We start from the raw sequence: 14,283 nt of genomic DNA, 5'->3' as shown, positions 1-14,283 counted from the left end.
TACAGGGCTCCGGATTTTTTATTGTAAAGCCTCAAAACGTCTGATCTTATGAAAGCATCCTTCAAAATCTTTTCTGTATTCTTTCTCGCCCTGACCTTCCTAACGGTTTCCTCGGGCTTCCAGATCATTAAAACCCAACTATCGGTCACCGTGCGCGACGAACTGGGCAACACCGTAGAAGGTGCCTCCGTGCAGCTCTATGAAAACGAAGACGACTACGCCGCCGAAAAGAATGTGGCCGCCCAGGGCGTTACCGATGCGAAGGGTGTTTTAAAAATGAAAGAGTTGAAAGCCATCTCCTATTATGTGATCGTTCGCAAAGACGATAAAGACAACGTAGGCGGCGGCGAACAAACGGGGAAGCTGGACGCGAATCGGATCAATAAGGTGACGATCGTTATTCAATAGACGCACGTTCGTTGCGTTCCATTTTTTAAAGAATAAATCTATCCCGGTGGATCTCCACCGGGATTTTTTATTGCACGATATAGTGATAAACAAATACCCCAAAATACCAGGTCATCACAAAGCACACGATCAGCTTGAACAGGGTGCCAAATAAAAATCCCGCAAAGGAGCCCAACGCCGATTTGAAAGCGCGGTGTGCATTGTTGCTCGCCATCATCTCCCCGATAAATGCCCCTACAAAAGGCCCGATGATGATGCCAAACGGTCCGAACCAAAGCCCGGCGATCAGCCCGATCGTGCAGCCCCACATGCCCCATTTGCTGCCCCCAAAAGTCTTTGCACCGTACACCGGGATAAAATAGTCCAGCACGGTCACCACGGCCGTAATGCCCGCCCAAAGCCATAGAAAGCTTGCCGAAAAGGGTGGGTCCGAATTCAGTTGTTGCAAAAGCAAGCCGACAAAACACAGCGGCGGGCCGGGCAGGAACGGCAAGACACAACCAGCGATGCCGACCAGCATCAACAGAGCGCCCAAGATCATCCAGAGTATATCCACATGAATAGGTTTTCAACGAAAATACATAATTTCGAACATGCTTACCCTTCGCGCTGTTCACCACGTGGCCATCATCTGTTCTAACTATGAGGCGTCCAAAAAGTTTTACACCGACGTGCTGGGCTTCCGCGTCGTGGCGGAGCACTATCGCGCCGAACGCCGGTCGTACAAGTTGGACCTCGCCCTCGGCGACCGCTATTGCATCGAGTTGTTCTCGTTTCCCGATCCCCCGGCCCGCGTCTCGCGACCGGAAGCTTGTGGCTTGCGTCACCTCGCCTTTGAAGTGGCCAATCTCGATGAAGCAACGGCATGGCTAAAGCAAAAAAACATTGCCTTTGAGCCGGTCCGAATCGATGAGTACACGGGCAAGCGATTCACTTTTTTTGCCGATCCCGATCATCTGCCGCTCGAATTCTACGAACAATAAATCCGCTCTATGCTCTCCTTATCACACTATCTCGAGAACTTTGCCGCGCTTTTTCCCCGCCATGTAAACGAAGACCCCTGGACATTTTGTGCCAACATTCAATCGCTGTTGACCGAGCGCCTAAAAGGCTTGTCAACCGATTATGTGGTAAAGGGCCACGTGGCCATTCACAAGAACGCGCGGATAGAAGAGAACGTGGTGTTGAAAGGCCCTTGCATCATCGGCGAGGGTTGCTTTGTCGGAGCGCACGCCTATTTGCGCGGCGGTGTTTTCCTGGGCGAGAAGGTTTCGGTTGGGCCGGGATGCGAGATCAAATCGAGCTGCATTTTGCCGGGCAGTGCACTAGCGCATTTCAATTTTGTGGGCGATTCACTGCTGGGATCGGGAGTGAACATGGAAGCCGGAAGCATCATCTGCAATCATTTTAACGAACGAATCGAGAAGGCCATTCACGTGCTGGTGGATCATCAAAAACTGGCCACGGGTGTAACTAAATTTGGGGCGCTGGTGGGCGATAACGTGAAGATCGGGGCCAACGCCGTGTTGTCGCCGGGCACGATCCTGGCGCCTGCGAGTGTGGTGAAACGTCTGGAATTGGTAGAGCAAGTCCAATAGGACTATTGTAACCCCTTGTACTTGCCGGCAACGTCGTTGCGAAAACGCTCCATGCCTTTGCGGTCTTGCAACGTCACAAACACGAGCTTTCCATTGAGGCCGCCAAACACGAGGTTGCTGCAGTTTTTCCCTTTCAATTTTATCTCACGGATCAAATCACCGGCGGGCGACAACACGGCCACGGCGCCTTTGCCATAGCGCGTCACATACAGGTTGCCTTGTTCGTCGCATTTCATGCCATCGAAACCAAAATCGGGAAATTCGGCGAAGAGTTTTTTGTTGGAGATGTTTCCTTTTCCGTCCACATCAAACTTCCAGATCTTGCGCTGCACGCTTTCGTTCACGTAGAGGGTGCGTTCATCGGGGCTCAGCTCGATGCCGTTGGTGGTGCCCATCTGGTCGGCGAGCAACACCGCCTTGCCGCCGCGGTCGATGCGCCACAACTGGCCCGTGCTTTCTTTCCAATTGGGGTCCGACACAAAAAGCTGATCGCGCGAATTGATGCAAAAGTCATTGGGCTGGTTGAATTTATCGTTGTGAACGTAGACGCTGATCTTCTTCGTTTTCATGTTCACCTGCAACACGTTGTGGCCTTTGAAATCGGCCAGCAACATCTTGCCTTTGCTGGTGAATTGGATGCTGTTGGCCACACTGCCTTCCGGCAAGGTCACAAAAAGCGATACGGTGCCGTTGGGCTGCACCAATCCGATGGTGCCATCCTTTTGATAGTTCACCACAAAGAGGTTTCCCTGCGCGTCGAACGCCGGACCTTCGATGTTGTTGGTGAAGAGATTTTCCTGGGTGAAATCTTCGGCTTGATAAAGGCCATACAAATCCTGGGCCGTAAGCCCGGTGGCCATGATCAACAGGAGGATGGTGAGCGAGAGTATACGGCGCATCGGTTCGTTCTTTTTTTGAGAACGTTAAAGATACGGCAGGTCCTTCAAATAATGAAACCGGTTTGGGTTAGGCGGTAAGCCCCAAACGGTGTTGGAAAAGGGTGGCAATGCTGGCGGCCCGTGTCTTGGCTTCTTCGGCTATGGGGCCGGAAAAGTGCTCATTGAGGGTGGTGTAAAAAAGATGGAGCCATTGATCAAAGTGCTCCCGGCCGATGGGCAGGTGAATGTGTTTTTGAAAGGGGTTGCCGCGATACGATTGATCGCCCAGCAACATGGACGACCAGAAGTTGACCATGATGGGTAAATGGTGCGGCCAGTCAACATGTCTAAATACAGGCCCCAGCAAGGCATCCTCCGAAACCCGCGCGTAAAAGGCGCTGATCAGCTTCTCTACTTGCGCTCGCGAACTCAGATCAGGCTTCATAGACATTTCTTTTAAAGATCTTAACAGGAACAAATGTAGGTCATTTCACGCCTATTCCATTTTTTACGTCACCCCATAAACGACAAAAAGCCGTCGCGCGCACGCGAAGGCTTTTTGTTTCTCGAGAACCTGAGGTCTTAGAAACGTACGGTCTTTGTGTTACCGGCGTTGTCCGATACTTCGAACGTATAAGAACCAGAAGCTTTGATGGTATACAGTTGAGCGAAGTCACCGGTTACGGTTCTGCTTTCGCTGTGCACCAGGTTGTTGGCTTCGTCATAGATCTTCACGTTCACTTCAGAACCAGCAGTCTTAGAAACGGCCAGGAGGAATTTACCTTCTTCGTTGGCAAGCTTCGATACGTGGATCGTGCTGGTTGCTTTTGCAGGTTGGAAGTTGATCTTCTCAGTTTTCTTGCCAGCAGCGTCGATTACTTCTACAGTATATTCGCCGAAAGGCAGGCCAGAGAAATTCAGGGGACGGATAAATCCTTCTGCGTTGCTCAGGGTTTCGGTGAAGATCACTTTCGAAGCAGCATTGTAGATGTTGAGTTTTACTTTGCTTGCTGTTTCAGATTTATAGATCAGCTTGAATACTTCAGATCCTTTAACAGGTACGATGGCGACGCCAGCACTACGGGGTTCATCTTTTCCGACCGCGGCTACAGCTGCACTGATAACGATAAGTGCTGCGAGGTAAAGAGACTTTGTTTTCATAATTCGTGTTTGTTTGTTTTTGTTTTGTGATACAAATGTAACGGGAGGTTGCGCAACAAAGCCGGAAGTTGTAAGGAAACCTGTTTTAAAACCTGAAACAACGTTTGCGGAAAAAATTATGGGGGAATCACCCAAAACCTCCTGTCGAAAGTGTCCGCAAACGCAATCGGCAAAAAAAAAATTAAGACAACGTTTGCAGTAGGGGCCAATTCCACCCTAAACCAGCCCTAACCCCACCCCTAAACAAACAAAAAAGCAACCCGGGTGATGGGTTGCTTTTTGTATTTTCTTCTGCGCTCCGGGCGCATCACAAAATATTATATCCTTATTAGTAGCGTAGCGTCTTCGTTACACCTTTGTCATCGCTGATCTCGAATGAAACTTTGCCGGTGATCTTTTCCAGGTTGTAGATCTTGGCAAAGTCGCCTTTGATCCTTTCGTTGCCGGAATAAATCAGGGTTTGATCTTCTGCGTAGATCTTGATCTGCAGATTTTCGGAGTCTTTATTAGACACCGTGAGGATAAAGCGCTCCGAATCGCCATTGAGGCGCGACAAATGCGCCAGCTTTTGAACGGTGCTGGTGTGATAGCTCACTTTTTCGATGCGTGTGCCTGCTTCATCGTTCACTTCGATCGTATAGTCGCCTTCGGGGAGATTCGTGAAATTATAGGGACGTGCAAAACCTGAGGTATTTTTCACGGTCTCTTTATATATAATCTCTTTGTCGCTATTCAGGATGGTCACCTTTACTGTATTTTCTTTGGGTCCTTTATAATAGACCTTAAAGATAGAACCGGTCTTCATTACCGCCATGCCGGATGCTGCAGCTGCAGCAGGCGTATCGAGTCTTCGCGCAAAAGTCAACGTGCTCATCACCATCAGCACAGCTAAAAGAGATACTGTTTTTTTCATAAGGATTTTGTTTTGATATATGTACCTAAGACGTCTGGTTTCGATTGAATGTTGCAGCGCAAACGTTAATTTTTGTTAACATCCCGTTCATGAAACAAAAATGTGACACCAACGGCATGGCTATAGCACGTGTTTTTTACAAAGGCGCATCAAACGGACGGAAAGGAAAGTGGATACAAAAAAATCAATAAATCTTCACGTAACGATTTTATGCGAATAGGGTTTCGCAGAAGCGGGTATATTTAATTTAGATGAAAATTATCCTTGCTCCGCTCCTCCTGCTCGAGGATGTGCACCTGGAATTTCATCCGGTTCAACAAAAAAGCCTCCCGGCGGTCTTCGGGGGTGGTCAGAAATTTATAGCGGTCACCCAAATCCAGGTTCAATTCATTAGCCACCTGGAAAAGATTGAAAACATTAAAGTGCTGGGTGATGTTTCGCAGCTTTAAATAGTGAAGAAAAAGGTCGTAGAGCTCGTGATCGGGGAATGCGTTTACCTCCACGTTCCAAAACCGGACATGGCCACCGGGATACAGCTTGGTTTTATAGGTTCGCAGCAGCATGTCGAGGCTAAAAATATCCTCGCACCGCACAATGATGTCCGTTTCGCCACCCGGATATCGCTTGATGATGCTTTCCAGCTTCATGAGCGACCCGATCTTTTGTTCGTTGCTTTCGTGGCTGAAATAAATGCCGAAAGAGACGTCGTTCACCTCCGCGTCGTGCAAAAGCTGCCGGTACCGGGGCTCGAAAATATGGAGAGGCACCAGTTCTCCCGGCAACGGCAAGATCGACAGGGGAAACACGGGGATGTGTGCAACTTCGGACATACTATGCTTTAACAGGATTGATTGCCGGATGGTTAATAGCTGGCCAAATAATGTGGCGGCAGGCCAAAACGCTCCTTTAAATTTTTTTCTCCCGGCAGAAAGCTGAGGTTAATGATAAAAGAGAATCCCACCACCACGCCGCCCAAGGCTTGAACAAGGTCGGCCGTTGCGCCGGCGGTGCCGCCCGTGGCCAACAGGTCGTCGTGCACCAGCACGCGCCAGCCGGGCTGTATCGCGTCGGTGTGCATTTCGATGCTGGCCGTGCCATATTCAAGCGCGTAGCTTTGCGACCGGGTTTTGTAGGGAAGCTTACCGCTTTTACGGACCGGTATAAACGGGCAACCCAACTCATAGGCGAGAACCGACCCGAAAATAAAACCCCGCGCCTCCGTGGAAGCAATGGCATCGATCTTCTGGCCCGCATAATCCTTGATGAGCTGCTGCACCATTTCCCTCACCAACACCGGGTTGGCCAGCAGTGGTGTAATGTCCCTGAACAACACGCCCGGCTTGGGATAATCCTGGATGTCGCGAATGGAATTTTTGATCTTTTCGGAAAGCTGCATACGGTTAAGGGGAATGGCTCGGCCAAAAATAGAAGAGTGGCCGCGGTAATCAAATATATTGTAAGTTTAATACTGAATTAAGACGATTTGAAAATTCACCCCATCACCGGCTGCTCGTCACCCCATCGCCACCCTATGGCTCATCGTTTCGGGGAGGCTTCACGTTTCAACTTCTTATGCTGACGCTCCAAAATTTTTCGAAGCACTACGGCGATGCGCTCGCGCTGACCATCCCAAGCCTGCAGTTGGAACCCGGCATCTACTGGATCAAGGGGGAAAACGGTTCGGGGAAAACCACCCTGTTCCGTTCGCTCACCGGCTTGCTCCCCTGCGAGGGTCAAGTGACCTTCAACGACAACATCTCGCTAAAAGATACACCCCTCGCCTACCGCCGCCTGGTGAACTACAGCGAAGCCGAACCGTTGTATCCCGACTTTCTCACACCCAAAGAATTGGTGCGCTTTATCGGTCAGGCAAAAGGCGCCAGCCGCGAACAGCAAGACCGGTTGTCGGCTCATTTTGGCATCGACCAGTTTTTTGATAAACCCTGTGGCGCCTGTTCCAGCGGTATGTTGAAGAAGGTATCGCTCACGTTGGCATTCCTGGGCGCACCAAAAGTGATCATCCTCGATGAACCCCTCATCACGCTGGATGAAACGGCACGCCGGATCTTGTTTGCGCTCATCCAACAATACAACGAAAAACAGGATGTCATATTTCTGTTGTCATCGCATCAATTACTGGAAGACACACAACTGCTGCTAAAAGGAATATTCACCATCCGCGACAAAACTATTCACCCGGGGTGAACGCCGTCACGACCATATTGAATAAAGTCCTGGTGAAGGAATTCTATCTCGCCAATGCCACGTTCTTCCTGGTGGTCGTGGGGTTGGCTGGTGGATTCATGCGGTCGATAGACCATATCATCCTGGCAGAGCTTTTGGTGAGCTCACCCATCCTGTTATTGATCCCTATCGGCATGTGGACGGCCTACAGCTTTAAAGTGACACGTTTCAATCGCGCCATGTTGAAGCGAGGAGAGAATGAGTTCCTTTATTATGTTTCTACGCTACCGGTAAGATCACAGTTGACGGCGCTGACAAAAGCGTTGTTGGTGCAATTGCTTCCCATCTTTTTATACGCATGCTTCCTGATTGCCACTGCTGCAAAACACGGTTTGTATCTCACGTTGTTCTTGATTCCCCTGGCTTGTGTCGTGCTCGTATGCCTGGCGGTAACCGATTTGTTCTTCGTTTTATTGAAAGGACATCGCGAACAAAAGCTCTCCGCGCTGGCGCAATGGATCCATGAACGTTTCACCAAACCCTACCCCCTCTTCTTCCCGGAATGGATTGTGCGTCGCGCTCCCTGGATGGCTATCGGCACAAAGCTCGCGGGCGGGTTGCTGCTCTTTGGCGTTGCCCAGGTATACAAAACCGATACCTACGATGCTCGTCTGCTAGGCATGGGGGTTGTCTTTGCCTTCGCGGCCAACGTGAACATAATTTGGGAAATGCACCGGTTTGACAATCATCACTTCGACATCAATCGAAATCTGCCCATTCCCTTTGCACGGCGTTTTCTCTATTTCATGATCACGCTGGCCATCCTAACCCTGCCGGAAGCCGGGCTGCTGATCAGCCACTTCACCACCGCGGTTTCCTGGGTTGACTTGGTGGGAGCCTTGCTGTTTGGGTGGAGCATCGCGCTCTTTCTTTATGGCTGGCTATTCAGACATACCTACGGGCCGGAACAGCTGCACGCCATCGTTTTTTTTACGTGTATCGGGCTGGTTGTTTTGATCCTTTTCAAAATCCCTTTTTTGGTGCTGGCCTCCATCAACATTGCCGGTGGACTTTACCTGTGGCGGAAGTATTTTTATACGTTCGAAATCCCCATGAACGAGGAGAAGGCATAGTGCTCACGCGATGATCATCCTGATTTGAAAAACCGCGATCAGATCGCGGTCACCATTTTTCCCTGAAGAATCACCTGGTCCACAAACGGGCTTCCAAAAGCATAAGGTAAATGTGCCACCGACGGAACAGGTTTAGAGATAAACACATTGGCCACCTTACCTCGCGTGATGGAGCCATGTGTTTGCTGAAGTTCCAGGGCCGCCGCTGTATTGATGGTAGCGGCGTTGATGGCTTCCTCCGGGGTGAGTTTCATGCGAATGCAGGCCAACGCGATCATGAGCGGCATGTTTCCGCTCGGGGCGCTGCCCGGATTGTAGTCACTGGCAATGGCCAACGGCAGGCCCGCTTGCAGCATGGCACGCGCCGGCGGGAATGGGAGGTTCAGAAAGAACGCTGCGCCAGGCAGCGCGGTGGGCATCACACCGCTGTTTTGCAACAGGGTGATCTCTTCATCGCCAATGTTCTCCAGGTGATCGACACTGATGGCCCGTGTCTTCACACCCACCTGCACACCACCGGAGCGGTGCAATTGGTTGGCGTGAATGCGGGGACGCATGCCCACGCGCTTGCCGGCCTCCACGATCATTTCCGTTTCGTCCATCGTGAAGAAACCTTGTTCGCAAAACACGTCGATGTAGTCGGCCAGTTTCTCTTCGGCCACGGCGGGGATCATTTCGCGGATCACCAGCGACACGTAATCTTCGTGGGTGTATTCTTTGGGAATGGCATGTGCGCCAAGGAAGGTGGTCTTTACAGTGAGTGGTGTCTCTCTTCCGATGCGACGCGCCACGCGCAGCATTTTCAATTCATCTTTCACCGTGAGGCCGTAACCACTTTTAATTTCCACGGCGCCGGTTCCGGTGGCCATGATCTCCCCGGCCCGTTTATAGGTGCGTTCGAACAATTCATCCTCCGACATCTGTTGCAACTTGCGCGCAGAGTTGAGAATGCCGCCGCCCTTGGCCGCAATGTCGGCGTAGGACGCGCCTTTTATTTTCATGACAAACTCTTCTTCACGCGGCGCAGCAAACACCAGGTGAGTGTGCGAGTCGACGAAGCTGGGGAAAACAAAACGACCCGAGGCGTCTAACGTGTGCTGGGCGTGGTGGACGAGAAGCGTATCCATATTGCCATAGTCGGCAATGACACCGTCTTTGATGGCAAGGTAGGCATGGGGAAGTATGGGCAAGGTTGCCATGGCATCGCCCGCAACAACTTCTGTTCCGGGTTCGCGGGCCTGGACCAGTCCTTTAATGTTGGTGATGAGAATGTCCCAGGACATCGGTTCGCTTATTTTTTTCGTTTGAGTAAAGATAGACATTTTGATTTAGGTTGATGTTGTTTAAAAGGCAGGGAACCCCCACCAAAGACATCGGCAGAAAGCCTGGGGTGGAGTGGGTAAAAAATATTATCTTGATCCGTTCACGAACCCTTTCGATCACCTGCGTATGCGATATTTTCTCATCCTGCTCTTTTGCTGCTCTGCCATCGCGATGCTGGCGCAAAAGCCACCGCGCGTGGGACTTACCCTAAGTGGTGGCGGGGCGAAGGGGCTGGCGCATATCGGGATATTAGAGGCCATCGACAGCGCAGGACTGAAGATCGATTACGTTACGGGCACCAGCATGGGCAGCATCATGGGGTCGTTGTATGCCGCGGGCTATTCCGGGAAGGAAATCGAGCGCATCGCGCGGAGCATCGATTGGGCCGCACTCTTCTCAGGAAGACCGTCGCTGCGCAACGTGAACATCGACGAGAAGGATGAGGTTGAGAATTATGCGCTGGAACTGCCCCTGGAGAAGGGTAAGATCAAAATATATTCGGGCATCATCGAAGGGCAGGAGATCTGGCTGAAGTTCCAGGAATTGTTGTTGCCCGTGTATGACGTCAAGGACTTTTCGAAACTCAGCATCCCCTTTAAATGCGTCGCCACCGACGTAGGCACGGGCAAGGCCGTGGTGCTCGACCAAGGGGAACTCGTATCGGCCATCCGCGCCAGCATGGCCATCCCCTCCGTGTTTACCGCCGTGGATTACAAGGACACCAAACTGGTCGATGGGGGACTCGTACGGAATTTTCCGGTGAAGGATGTGGTCGAAATGGGTGCTACCAAAGTGATCGGTGTGAACCTGTCGCAGGGTCTGCTGCAAGCCAAAGACCTGAACTCGGCCATCGATGTGTTGTACCAGATCGGGTTCTATAAAGACGCCGACGATTTTGAAAATCAGCGGAAGCTCTGCGACGTGTATATAGAGCCCCCGTTGAAAGGCTACTCCGCCGCCAGCTTTGGCAGCAGCGACAGCCTGATCCACATCGGCAAAGTTACCGGTGACAAATACTATCCCATCTTCAAAAGAATGGCCGACTCGCTCAAACTGTTGTATCCCGACTATGCATTTGCCAAAGAACGCCTGCCCAAGTCAACCTATGTCATCCTGGACGACATCCGCATCGACGGCCTCAAGCGCACCACGCGCACCGGCTTCACCAACCGCTTGAACCTGGAAAAAGGACAGGCTTACAACGGCGTGGACGTGGCCGAGGCCATCCGGAAAGTGTATGGCTCGCGAAACTACAAGCGCATAACCTATAGCTGGGAACCAACCACACCGGGGCATGCCGTGCTCGTGTTCAACGTTCTTGAAAGCCCGCTCACCTTCCTGAAGGCCGCTTTGCATTACAATACTTACAGCGACGTGGCACTCATTGTCACGGCCGAGTCTAAGAACCTCGTGTTCGACCGGTCCAAGTCTACGGCCAAATTCAACATCAGCGAAAACTTCCGGATGTATTTGGAGCAGAACCAAACGTTTGGCAAAAGGGAAAACAACAACCTGATCCTTTCGTTCTATCATGAACGAATGGGATTTCCGGTCTATCAGGATTTTAAAAATTCCTTTCTCTATCGCACGACGTTCACAAAATTCGATGCGCATATCCAACACAACATAAAATTCAATGCTACGTACGGGCTGGGCACGTCGCTGCAGGATATCAATCTAAAGCCAAAGATCGCTGCCGACGCTACGGTGAAGGCGGGCAATAAATTTGCGAACACCTATGTGTTCTATCAGTTCAACACCCTGGACAAAAAGAACTTTACTACTTCGGGATGGAACATCTACACCGAAGCTGGGTGGGTATATCATCAGCGTCCGTCCGATCGATACTACTCCAACGGGACCATCGAGGTCTCTACCGACAGCTTGTCGTTCGCTGGGTACGGTCAGATCAAAATGAGGGTCGAGAACTACACGCCTTTGTCGGCACGTGTCACCCTTTTGTCGCAATGGCATGCCGGTGCTAACATTCATTCCGACGACGCTTATCTCAATTTCTATAATGTGGGCGGGATCACCGATTTTGTGCGCAACCAGTATGTCTTCTCCGGATTAAATGAGTTCCAGGTGACTTCCAATAGCGTGGCGACTTTGTCTCTCGGTTTTCAATATGCGGCATTCAAGAATATTTATGGGATTGCTCGGGCTAATGCCGGGGTGTATGACTTTTCGGGAAGAAAGTGGGAAGGGATCAATTCGCACAATTTCTTGAGCGGGTATAGCCTTACGGCGGGTTATGATTCGGGAATCGGGCCAATCACACTCACCATTATGTATAGCGACCAGGTGCAGAAATTGTATGGGTATGTGAATGTGGGGTTTCACTTTTGATGGTCCGTTCCTTCATGTTGAGCAGCAAAGGCGCAAAGTTTGGCGCGAAGGAGCTCTGCGATTTTTCTTTGCGTCTTTGCGCCTCTGCGGTTTAACCCGTTTACCTCAGCAGCAACTTCCAAATCAGGAACATGACCCCTAACAGGAATATAACAATGGAGATCTTATTGATGCCGTGCATCATCTTGATGTTGATGTTGGATGGGCGGTTGGGATCTTTCTTGCGGAAAAAATAGTTGCCTACTTCGCCCAGGGAAAAGAATTCCTTGATACCGTTCTTTTTCTCCTCGTCGGTCTTCCCTTTATTCTCCTCCATAATCTTTTTTTGATGTTTTAATGTGTGACCGCACCATTGCCGTCAGGCTCCAGCCAGTCGCCGTGCTCGCGGATAAGGTTGATGAGCTCGTCAACGGCTTTGGCGGTGGGCACGTTTTTGCGCACCACTTCTTTGCCTTTGTAGAGCGTTATCCTGCCGGGGCCGGAACCCACGTAGCCATAGTCGGCGTCGGCCATTTCGCCGGGGCCGTTCACGATGCAGCCCATGATGCCGATCTTGATGCCTTTGAGGTGACTGGTGCGCGATCGTATTTTCCCTGTCGTTTCCTGCAAATCGAAAAGCGTGCGTCCGCAGGAGGGACACGAGATGTATTCGGTTTTCGATATGCGGGTGCGTGTAGCCTGAAGGATGTTGAAGGCGGTTTCGTTCACCTTCTTATCAGGGCCGCAGTTTTCGGCTGCAATAAAAATGCCGTCACCCAGGCCATCCACCAGCAAGCCTCCGAAATCTGTGGCGGCATACAGTTGCAATTGCTCTACCTCCAAGTCTCCATAGGCCCGGCCGATGATCACCGGCACATCACACCCTTTGTTCATGAGCGTCACAAACAGGCGGCGTTGCTCGGCCATACCATGGGCGTTGTAGGTATCGATGAACAACACGGCCGTTTTGTCGCTTTGCAGGGCGTCGACAAGGGCGTCGTTCACATCGGCCAGCAACGCGTAAACAAAATTCAAGGTGTTCGATTTTTCAACGCCTTGCAGATAGTGCTCGGCGCGAATAAAAGGGTATGCCTGTGGCCTTGCTTTTTGTGTAAGCCAGGTTTTGTGATTGTAGATCAACCCCAGCGTACCCGGGATTTCGAAGTCAACTACGGTATCGCCAACAAAAACATAGTCGCACGCCATGTCGGCGATGTTCCACTTGTCCAGCGGTACGGAGTATTGATAGCCCACGCCAAACAATGACGCAGGTGTTACTTTTTGCTTTCCCGAAAAATCAGCAACCACGCGAGGCACAAAATGCTCACCGCCGATATTCAACACGGCCCGTGTCTTTCTGCGATTGTATTCGAATGGTGTAATGGGATAATGTTCGATAGCCGGAATAGGATCGTGCGGCGCGCGCTTGTCATAGCGACGGGCCAGTTCAAAGGCCACAGGCACTTCCGCTTCAGGCTCCTCGGTGAGCGATACGCGAATGGTGTCACCCAGGCCGTCTTCCAACAACGTGCCGATGCCCACCGACGATTTTATGCGGCCGTCTTCACCATCGCCCGCTTCGGTCACGCCGAGGTGGAGCGGATAGGGTTTGAAGCCTTCCTCATCCATCTTTTGCACCAGCAGGCGATAGGCTTGCACCATCACCTGGGGATTGCTCGACTTCATGGAGAGCACAATGTTGTAATAGCTTTCGTCTTCGCAGATGCGCAAAAATTCCAGCGCCGATTCCACCATTCCCACCGGGTTGTCGCCATAGCGGCTCATGATCCTGTCGGACAGCGAGCCGTGGTTGGTGCCGATGCGCATGGCCGTGCCGTATTCTTTGCAAATGCGGACGAGGGGGATAAATTTTTCGCGAATACGATCCAATTCGGCCTGATAAGAAGCCTCGGTGTATTCGATGGTCTCGAATCTTTTCTTATCGGCGTAGTTCCCGGGATTGATGCGCACTTTCTCTACGATGCGCGCGGCCAATTCGGCGGCATTGGGCGTGAAGTGAATGTCGGCCACCAGGGGCACGGTATAGCCTCGTTTGCGAAGCTCCTTTTTGATCTCCTCCAGGTTTTGTGCCTCCTTGATGCTGGGCGCGGTGATGCGCACGTATTCGCAGCCGGCCTCCACCATGCGAATGGTTTGGGCCACCGATCCGGCGGTGTCCATGGTGTCGATGGTGGTCATGGACTGGATGCGGATGGGGTTGTTCCCTCCCATCGGCAGGTCGCCGATCTTTACTTCAACGGTCTTTCTCCGGCTATATTCCACCAGGCTGTTGCAATACTGCCTGATGCCAGCAATTTGGTCGTTCACGGTGTGCAGATTTCCTGCAAAGTTAACCT

At 51.4% G+C, this 14,283-nt stretch carries 16 protein-coding genes; 6 read left to right on the top strand and 10 right to left on the bottom strand.

Annotation, left to right across the window (positions count from 1 at the left end):
* Positions 1-48 precede the first annotated feature (48 nt).
* Entirely contained in the window at positions 49-408 is a 360-nt protein-coding gene (locus D4L85_RS16850) for a peptidase associated/transthyretin-like domain-containing protein (protein WP_119755395.1), read from the top strand.
* 67 nt (positions 409-475) lie between these two features.
* Here D4L85_RS16850 and D4L85_RS16845 read toward each other — a convergent pair whose 3' ends face one another.
* Complete coding sequence (locus tag D4L85_RS16845) at positions 476-964, bottom strand: DUF456 domain-containing protein (RefSeq protein WP_228450928.1); 489 nt, start codon at positions 962-964, stop codon at positions 476-478.
* A 37-nt stretch (positions 965-1,001) separates the two neighbouring features.
* On the opposite strand from D4L85_RS16845, the gene gloA2 reads away from it, so the two are divergent.
* Together gloA2 and D4L85_RS16835 are read left to right on the top strand one after the other, a co-directional pair.
* Positions 1,002-1,391: an SMU1112c/YaeR family gloxylase I-like metalloprotein gene (gloA2, locus tag D4L85_RS16840; RefSeq protein WP_119755393.1), complete on the top strand. Its 390-nt coding sequence runs from the start codon at positions 1,002-1,004 to the stop codon at positions 1,389-1,391.
* A 9-nt stretch (positions 1,392-1,400) separates the two neighbouring features.
* The gene (locus D4L85_RS16835; protein WP_174236160.1) at positions 1,401-2,006 is read left to right on the top strand and encodes a DapH/DapD/GlmU-related protein; all 606 of its coding nucleotides are present in this window, start codon (positions 1,401-1,403) and stop codon (positions 2,004-2,006) included.
* 2 nt (positions 2,007-2,008) lie between these two features.
* On the opposite strand, the gene D4L85_RS16830 is transcribed toward D4L85_RS16835, so the two are convergent.
* The 6 genes from D4L85_RS16830 to D4L85_RS16805 all read right to left on the bottom strand — a co-directional run bounded on the left by D4L85_RS16830 (position 2,009) and on the right by D4L85_RS16805 (position 6,354).
* Positions 2,009-2,905 (bottom strand): SMP-30/gluconolactonase/LRE family protein, encoded by an 897-nt coding sequence (locus tag D4L85_RS16830; RefSeq protein WP_119755391.1) that lies wholly within the window; start codon positions 2,903-2,905, stop codon positions 2,009-2,011.
* A 67-nt stretch (positions 2,906-2,972) separates the two neighbouring features.
* Complete coding sequence (locus D4L85_RS16825) at positions 2,973-3,329, bottom strand: group III truncated hemoglobin (RefSeq protein WP_228450927.1); 357 nt, start codon at positions 3,327-3,329, stop codon at positions 2,973-2,975.
* 137 nt (positions 3,330-3,466) lie between these two features.
* A complete protein-coding gene (locus D4L85_RS16820; protein WP_119755389.1) occupies positions 3,467-4,045 on the bottom strand; it encodes a T9SS type A sorting domain-containing protein in 579 nt (192 codons plus the stop codon).
* A 328-nt stretch (positions 4,046-4,373) separates the two neighbouring features.
* Positions 4,374-4,958 (bottom strand): hypothetical protein, encoded by a 585-nt coding sequence (locus D4L85_RS16815; RefSeq protein ID WP_160143790.1) that lies wholly within the window; start codon positions 4,956-4,958, stop codon positions 4,374-4,376.
* A 242-nt stretch (positions 4,959-5,200) separates the two neighbouring features.
* Positions 5,201-5,788 (bottom strand): LON peptidase substrate-binding domain-containing protein, encoded by a 588-nt coding sequence (locus tag D4L85_RS16810; protein WP_119755387.1) that lies wholly within the window; start codon positions 5,786-5,788, stop codon positions 5,201-5,203.
* A 32-nt stretch (positions 5,789-5,820) separates the two neighbouring features.
* Entirely contained in the window at positions 5,821-6,354 is a 534-nt protein-coding gene (locus D4L85_RS16805; RefSeq protein WP_119755386.1) for an adenine phosphoribosyltransferase, read from the bottom strand.
* Between the two features lie 176 nt (positions 6,355-6,530).
* Between D4L85_RS16805 and D4L85_RS16800 the strand changes: the two genes are divergently transcribed.
* Together D4L85_RS16800 and D4L85_RS16795 are read left to right on the top strand one after the other, a co-directional pair.
* A complete protein-coding gene (locus tag D4L85_RS16800) occupies positions 6,531-7,163 on the top strand; it encodes an ABC transporter ATP-binding protein (RefSeq protein ID WP_119755385.1) in 633 nt (210 codons plus the stop codon).
* Positions 7,160-8,275: a hypothetical protein gene (locus D4L85_RS16795; protein ID WP_119755384.1), complete on the top strand. Its 1,116-nt coding sequence runs from the start codon at positions 7,160-7,162 to the stop codon at positions 8,273-8,275. The genes D4L85_RS16800 and D4L85_RS16795 overlap by 4 nt, the downstream gene beginning before the upstream one ends.
* A 38-nt stretch (positions 8,276-8,313) precedes the next feature.
* On the opposite strand, the gene hutI is transcribed toward D4L85_RS16795, so the two are convergent.
* Positions 8,314-9,558, bottom strand: a complete 1,245-nt coding sequence (gene hutI / locus D4L85_RS16790; RefSeq protein ID WP_174236159.1) for an imidazolonepropionase — start codon at positions 9,556-9,558, stop codon at positions 8,314-8,316.
* A 166-nt stretch (positions 9,559-9,724) separates the two neighbouring features.
* On the opposite strand from hutI, the gene D4L85_RS16785 reads away from it, so the two are divergent.
* The gene (locus tag D4L85_RS16785) at positions 9,725-11,947 is read left to right on the top strand and encodes a patatin-like phospholipase family protein (RefSeq protein ID WP_119755382.1); all 2,223 of its coding nucleotides are present in this window, start codon (positions 9,725-9,727) and stop codon (positions 11,945-11,947) included.
* 100 nt (positions 11,948-12,047) lie between these two features.
* Here D4L85_RS16785 and D4L85_RS16780 read toward each other — a convergent pair whose 3' ends face one another.
* Both D4L85_RS16780 and ispG read right to left on the bottom strand, forming a co-directional pair.
* Entirely contained in the window at positions 12,048-12,263 is a 216-nt protein-coding gene (locus tag D4L85_RS16780; protein WP_119755381.1) for a DUF6728 family protein, read from the bottom strand.
* 17 nt (positions 12,264-12,280) lie between these two features.
* A complete protein-coding gene (gene ispG, locus D4L85_RS16775; protein ID WP_228450926.1) occupies positions 12,281-14,254 on the bottom strand; it encodes a (E)-4-hydroxy-3-methylbut-2-enyl-diphosphate synthase in 1,974 nt (657 codons plus the stop codon).
* Between the last annotated feature and the right edge of the window lie 29 nt (positions 14,255-14,283).

It is taken from the genome of Chryseolinea soli (assembly GCF_003589925.1).
Lineage (GTDB): Bacteria > Bacteroidota > Bacteroidia > Cytophagales > Cyclobacteriaceae > Chryseolinea > Chryseolinea soli.
Note: the sequence above shows the minus strand (reverse complement) of the source record. Positions and strands in the feature narration are given on the sequence as shown.

Bases quoted from the DNA above. Each gene is read 5' to 3' on its own strand.
- D4L85_RS16810 (WP_119755387.1), bottom strand. From the start codon at position 5,788: ATGTCCGAAGTTGCACACATCCCCGTGTTTCCCCTGTCGATCTTGCCG.
- D4L85_RS16800 (WP_119755385.1), top strand. From the start codon at position 6,531: ATGCTGACGCTCCAAAATTTTTCGAAGCACTACGGCGATGCGCTCGCG.
- gloA2 (WP_119755393.1), top strand. From the start codon at position 1,002: ATGCTTACCCTTCGCGCTGTTCACCACGTGGCCATCATCTGTTCTAAC.
- D4L85_RS16825 (WP_228450927.1), bottom strand. From the start codon at position 3,329: ATGAAGCCTGATCTGAGTTCGCGAGCGCAAGTAGAGAAGCTGATCAGC.
- D4L85_RS16820 (WP_119755389.1), bottom strand. From the start codon at position 4,045: ATGAAAACAAAGTCTCTTTACCTCGCAGCACTTATCGTTATCAGTGCA.
- D4L85_RS16835 (WP_174236160.1), top strand. From the start codon at position 1,401: ATGCTCTCCTTATCACACTATCTCGAGAACTTTGCCGCGCTTTTTCCC.
- D4L85_RS16785 (WP_119755382.1), top strand. From the start codon at position 9,725: ATGCGATATTTTCTCATCCTGCTCTTTTGCTGCTCTGCCATCGCGATG.
- D4L85_RS16805 (WP_119755386.1), bottom strand. From the start codon at position 6,354: ATGCAGCTTTCCGAAAAGATCAAAAATTCCATTCGCGACATCCAGGAT.
- D4L85_RS16850 (WP_119755395.1), top strand. From the start codon at position 49: ATGAAAGCATCCTTCAAAATCTTTTCTGTATTCTTTCTCGCCCTGACC.
- D4L85_RS16815 (WP_160143790.1), bottom strand. From the start codon at position 4,958: ATGAAAAAAACAGTATCTCTTTTAGCTGTGCTGATGGTGATGAGCACG.
- D4L85_RS16830 (WP_119755391.1), bottom strand. From the start codon at position 2,905: ATGCGCCGTATACTCTCGCTCACCATCCTCCTGTTGATCATGGCCACC.
- hutI (WP_174236159.1), bottom strand. From the start codon at position 9,558: ATGTCCTGGGACATTCTCATCACCAACATTAAAGGACTGGTCCAGGCC.
- D4L85_RS16780 (WP_119755381.1), bottom strand. From the start codon at position 12,263: ATGGAGGAGAATAAAGGGAAGACCGACGAGGAGAAAAAGAACGGTATC.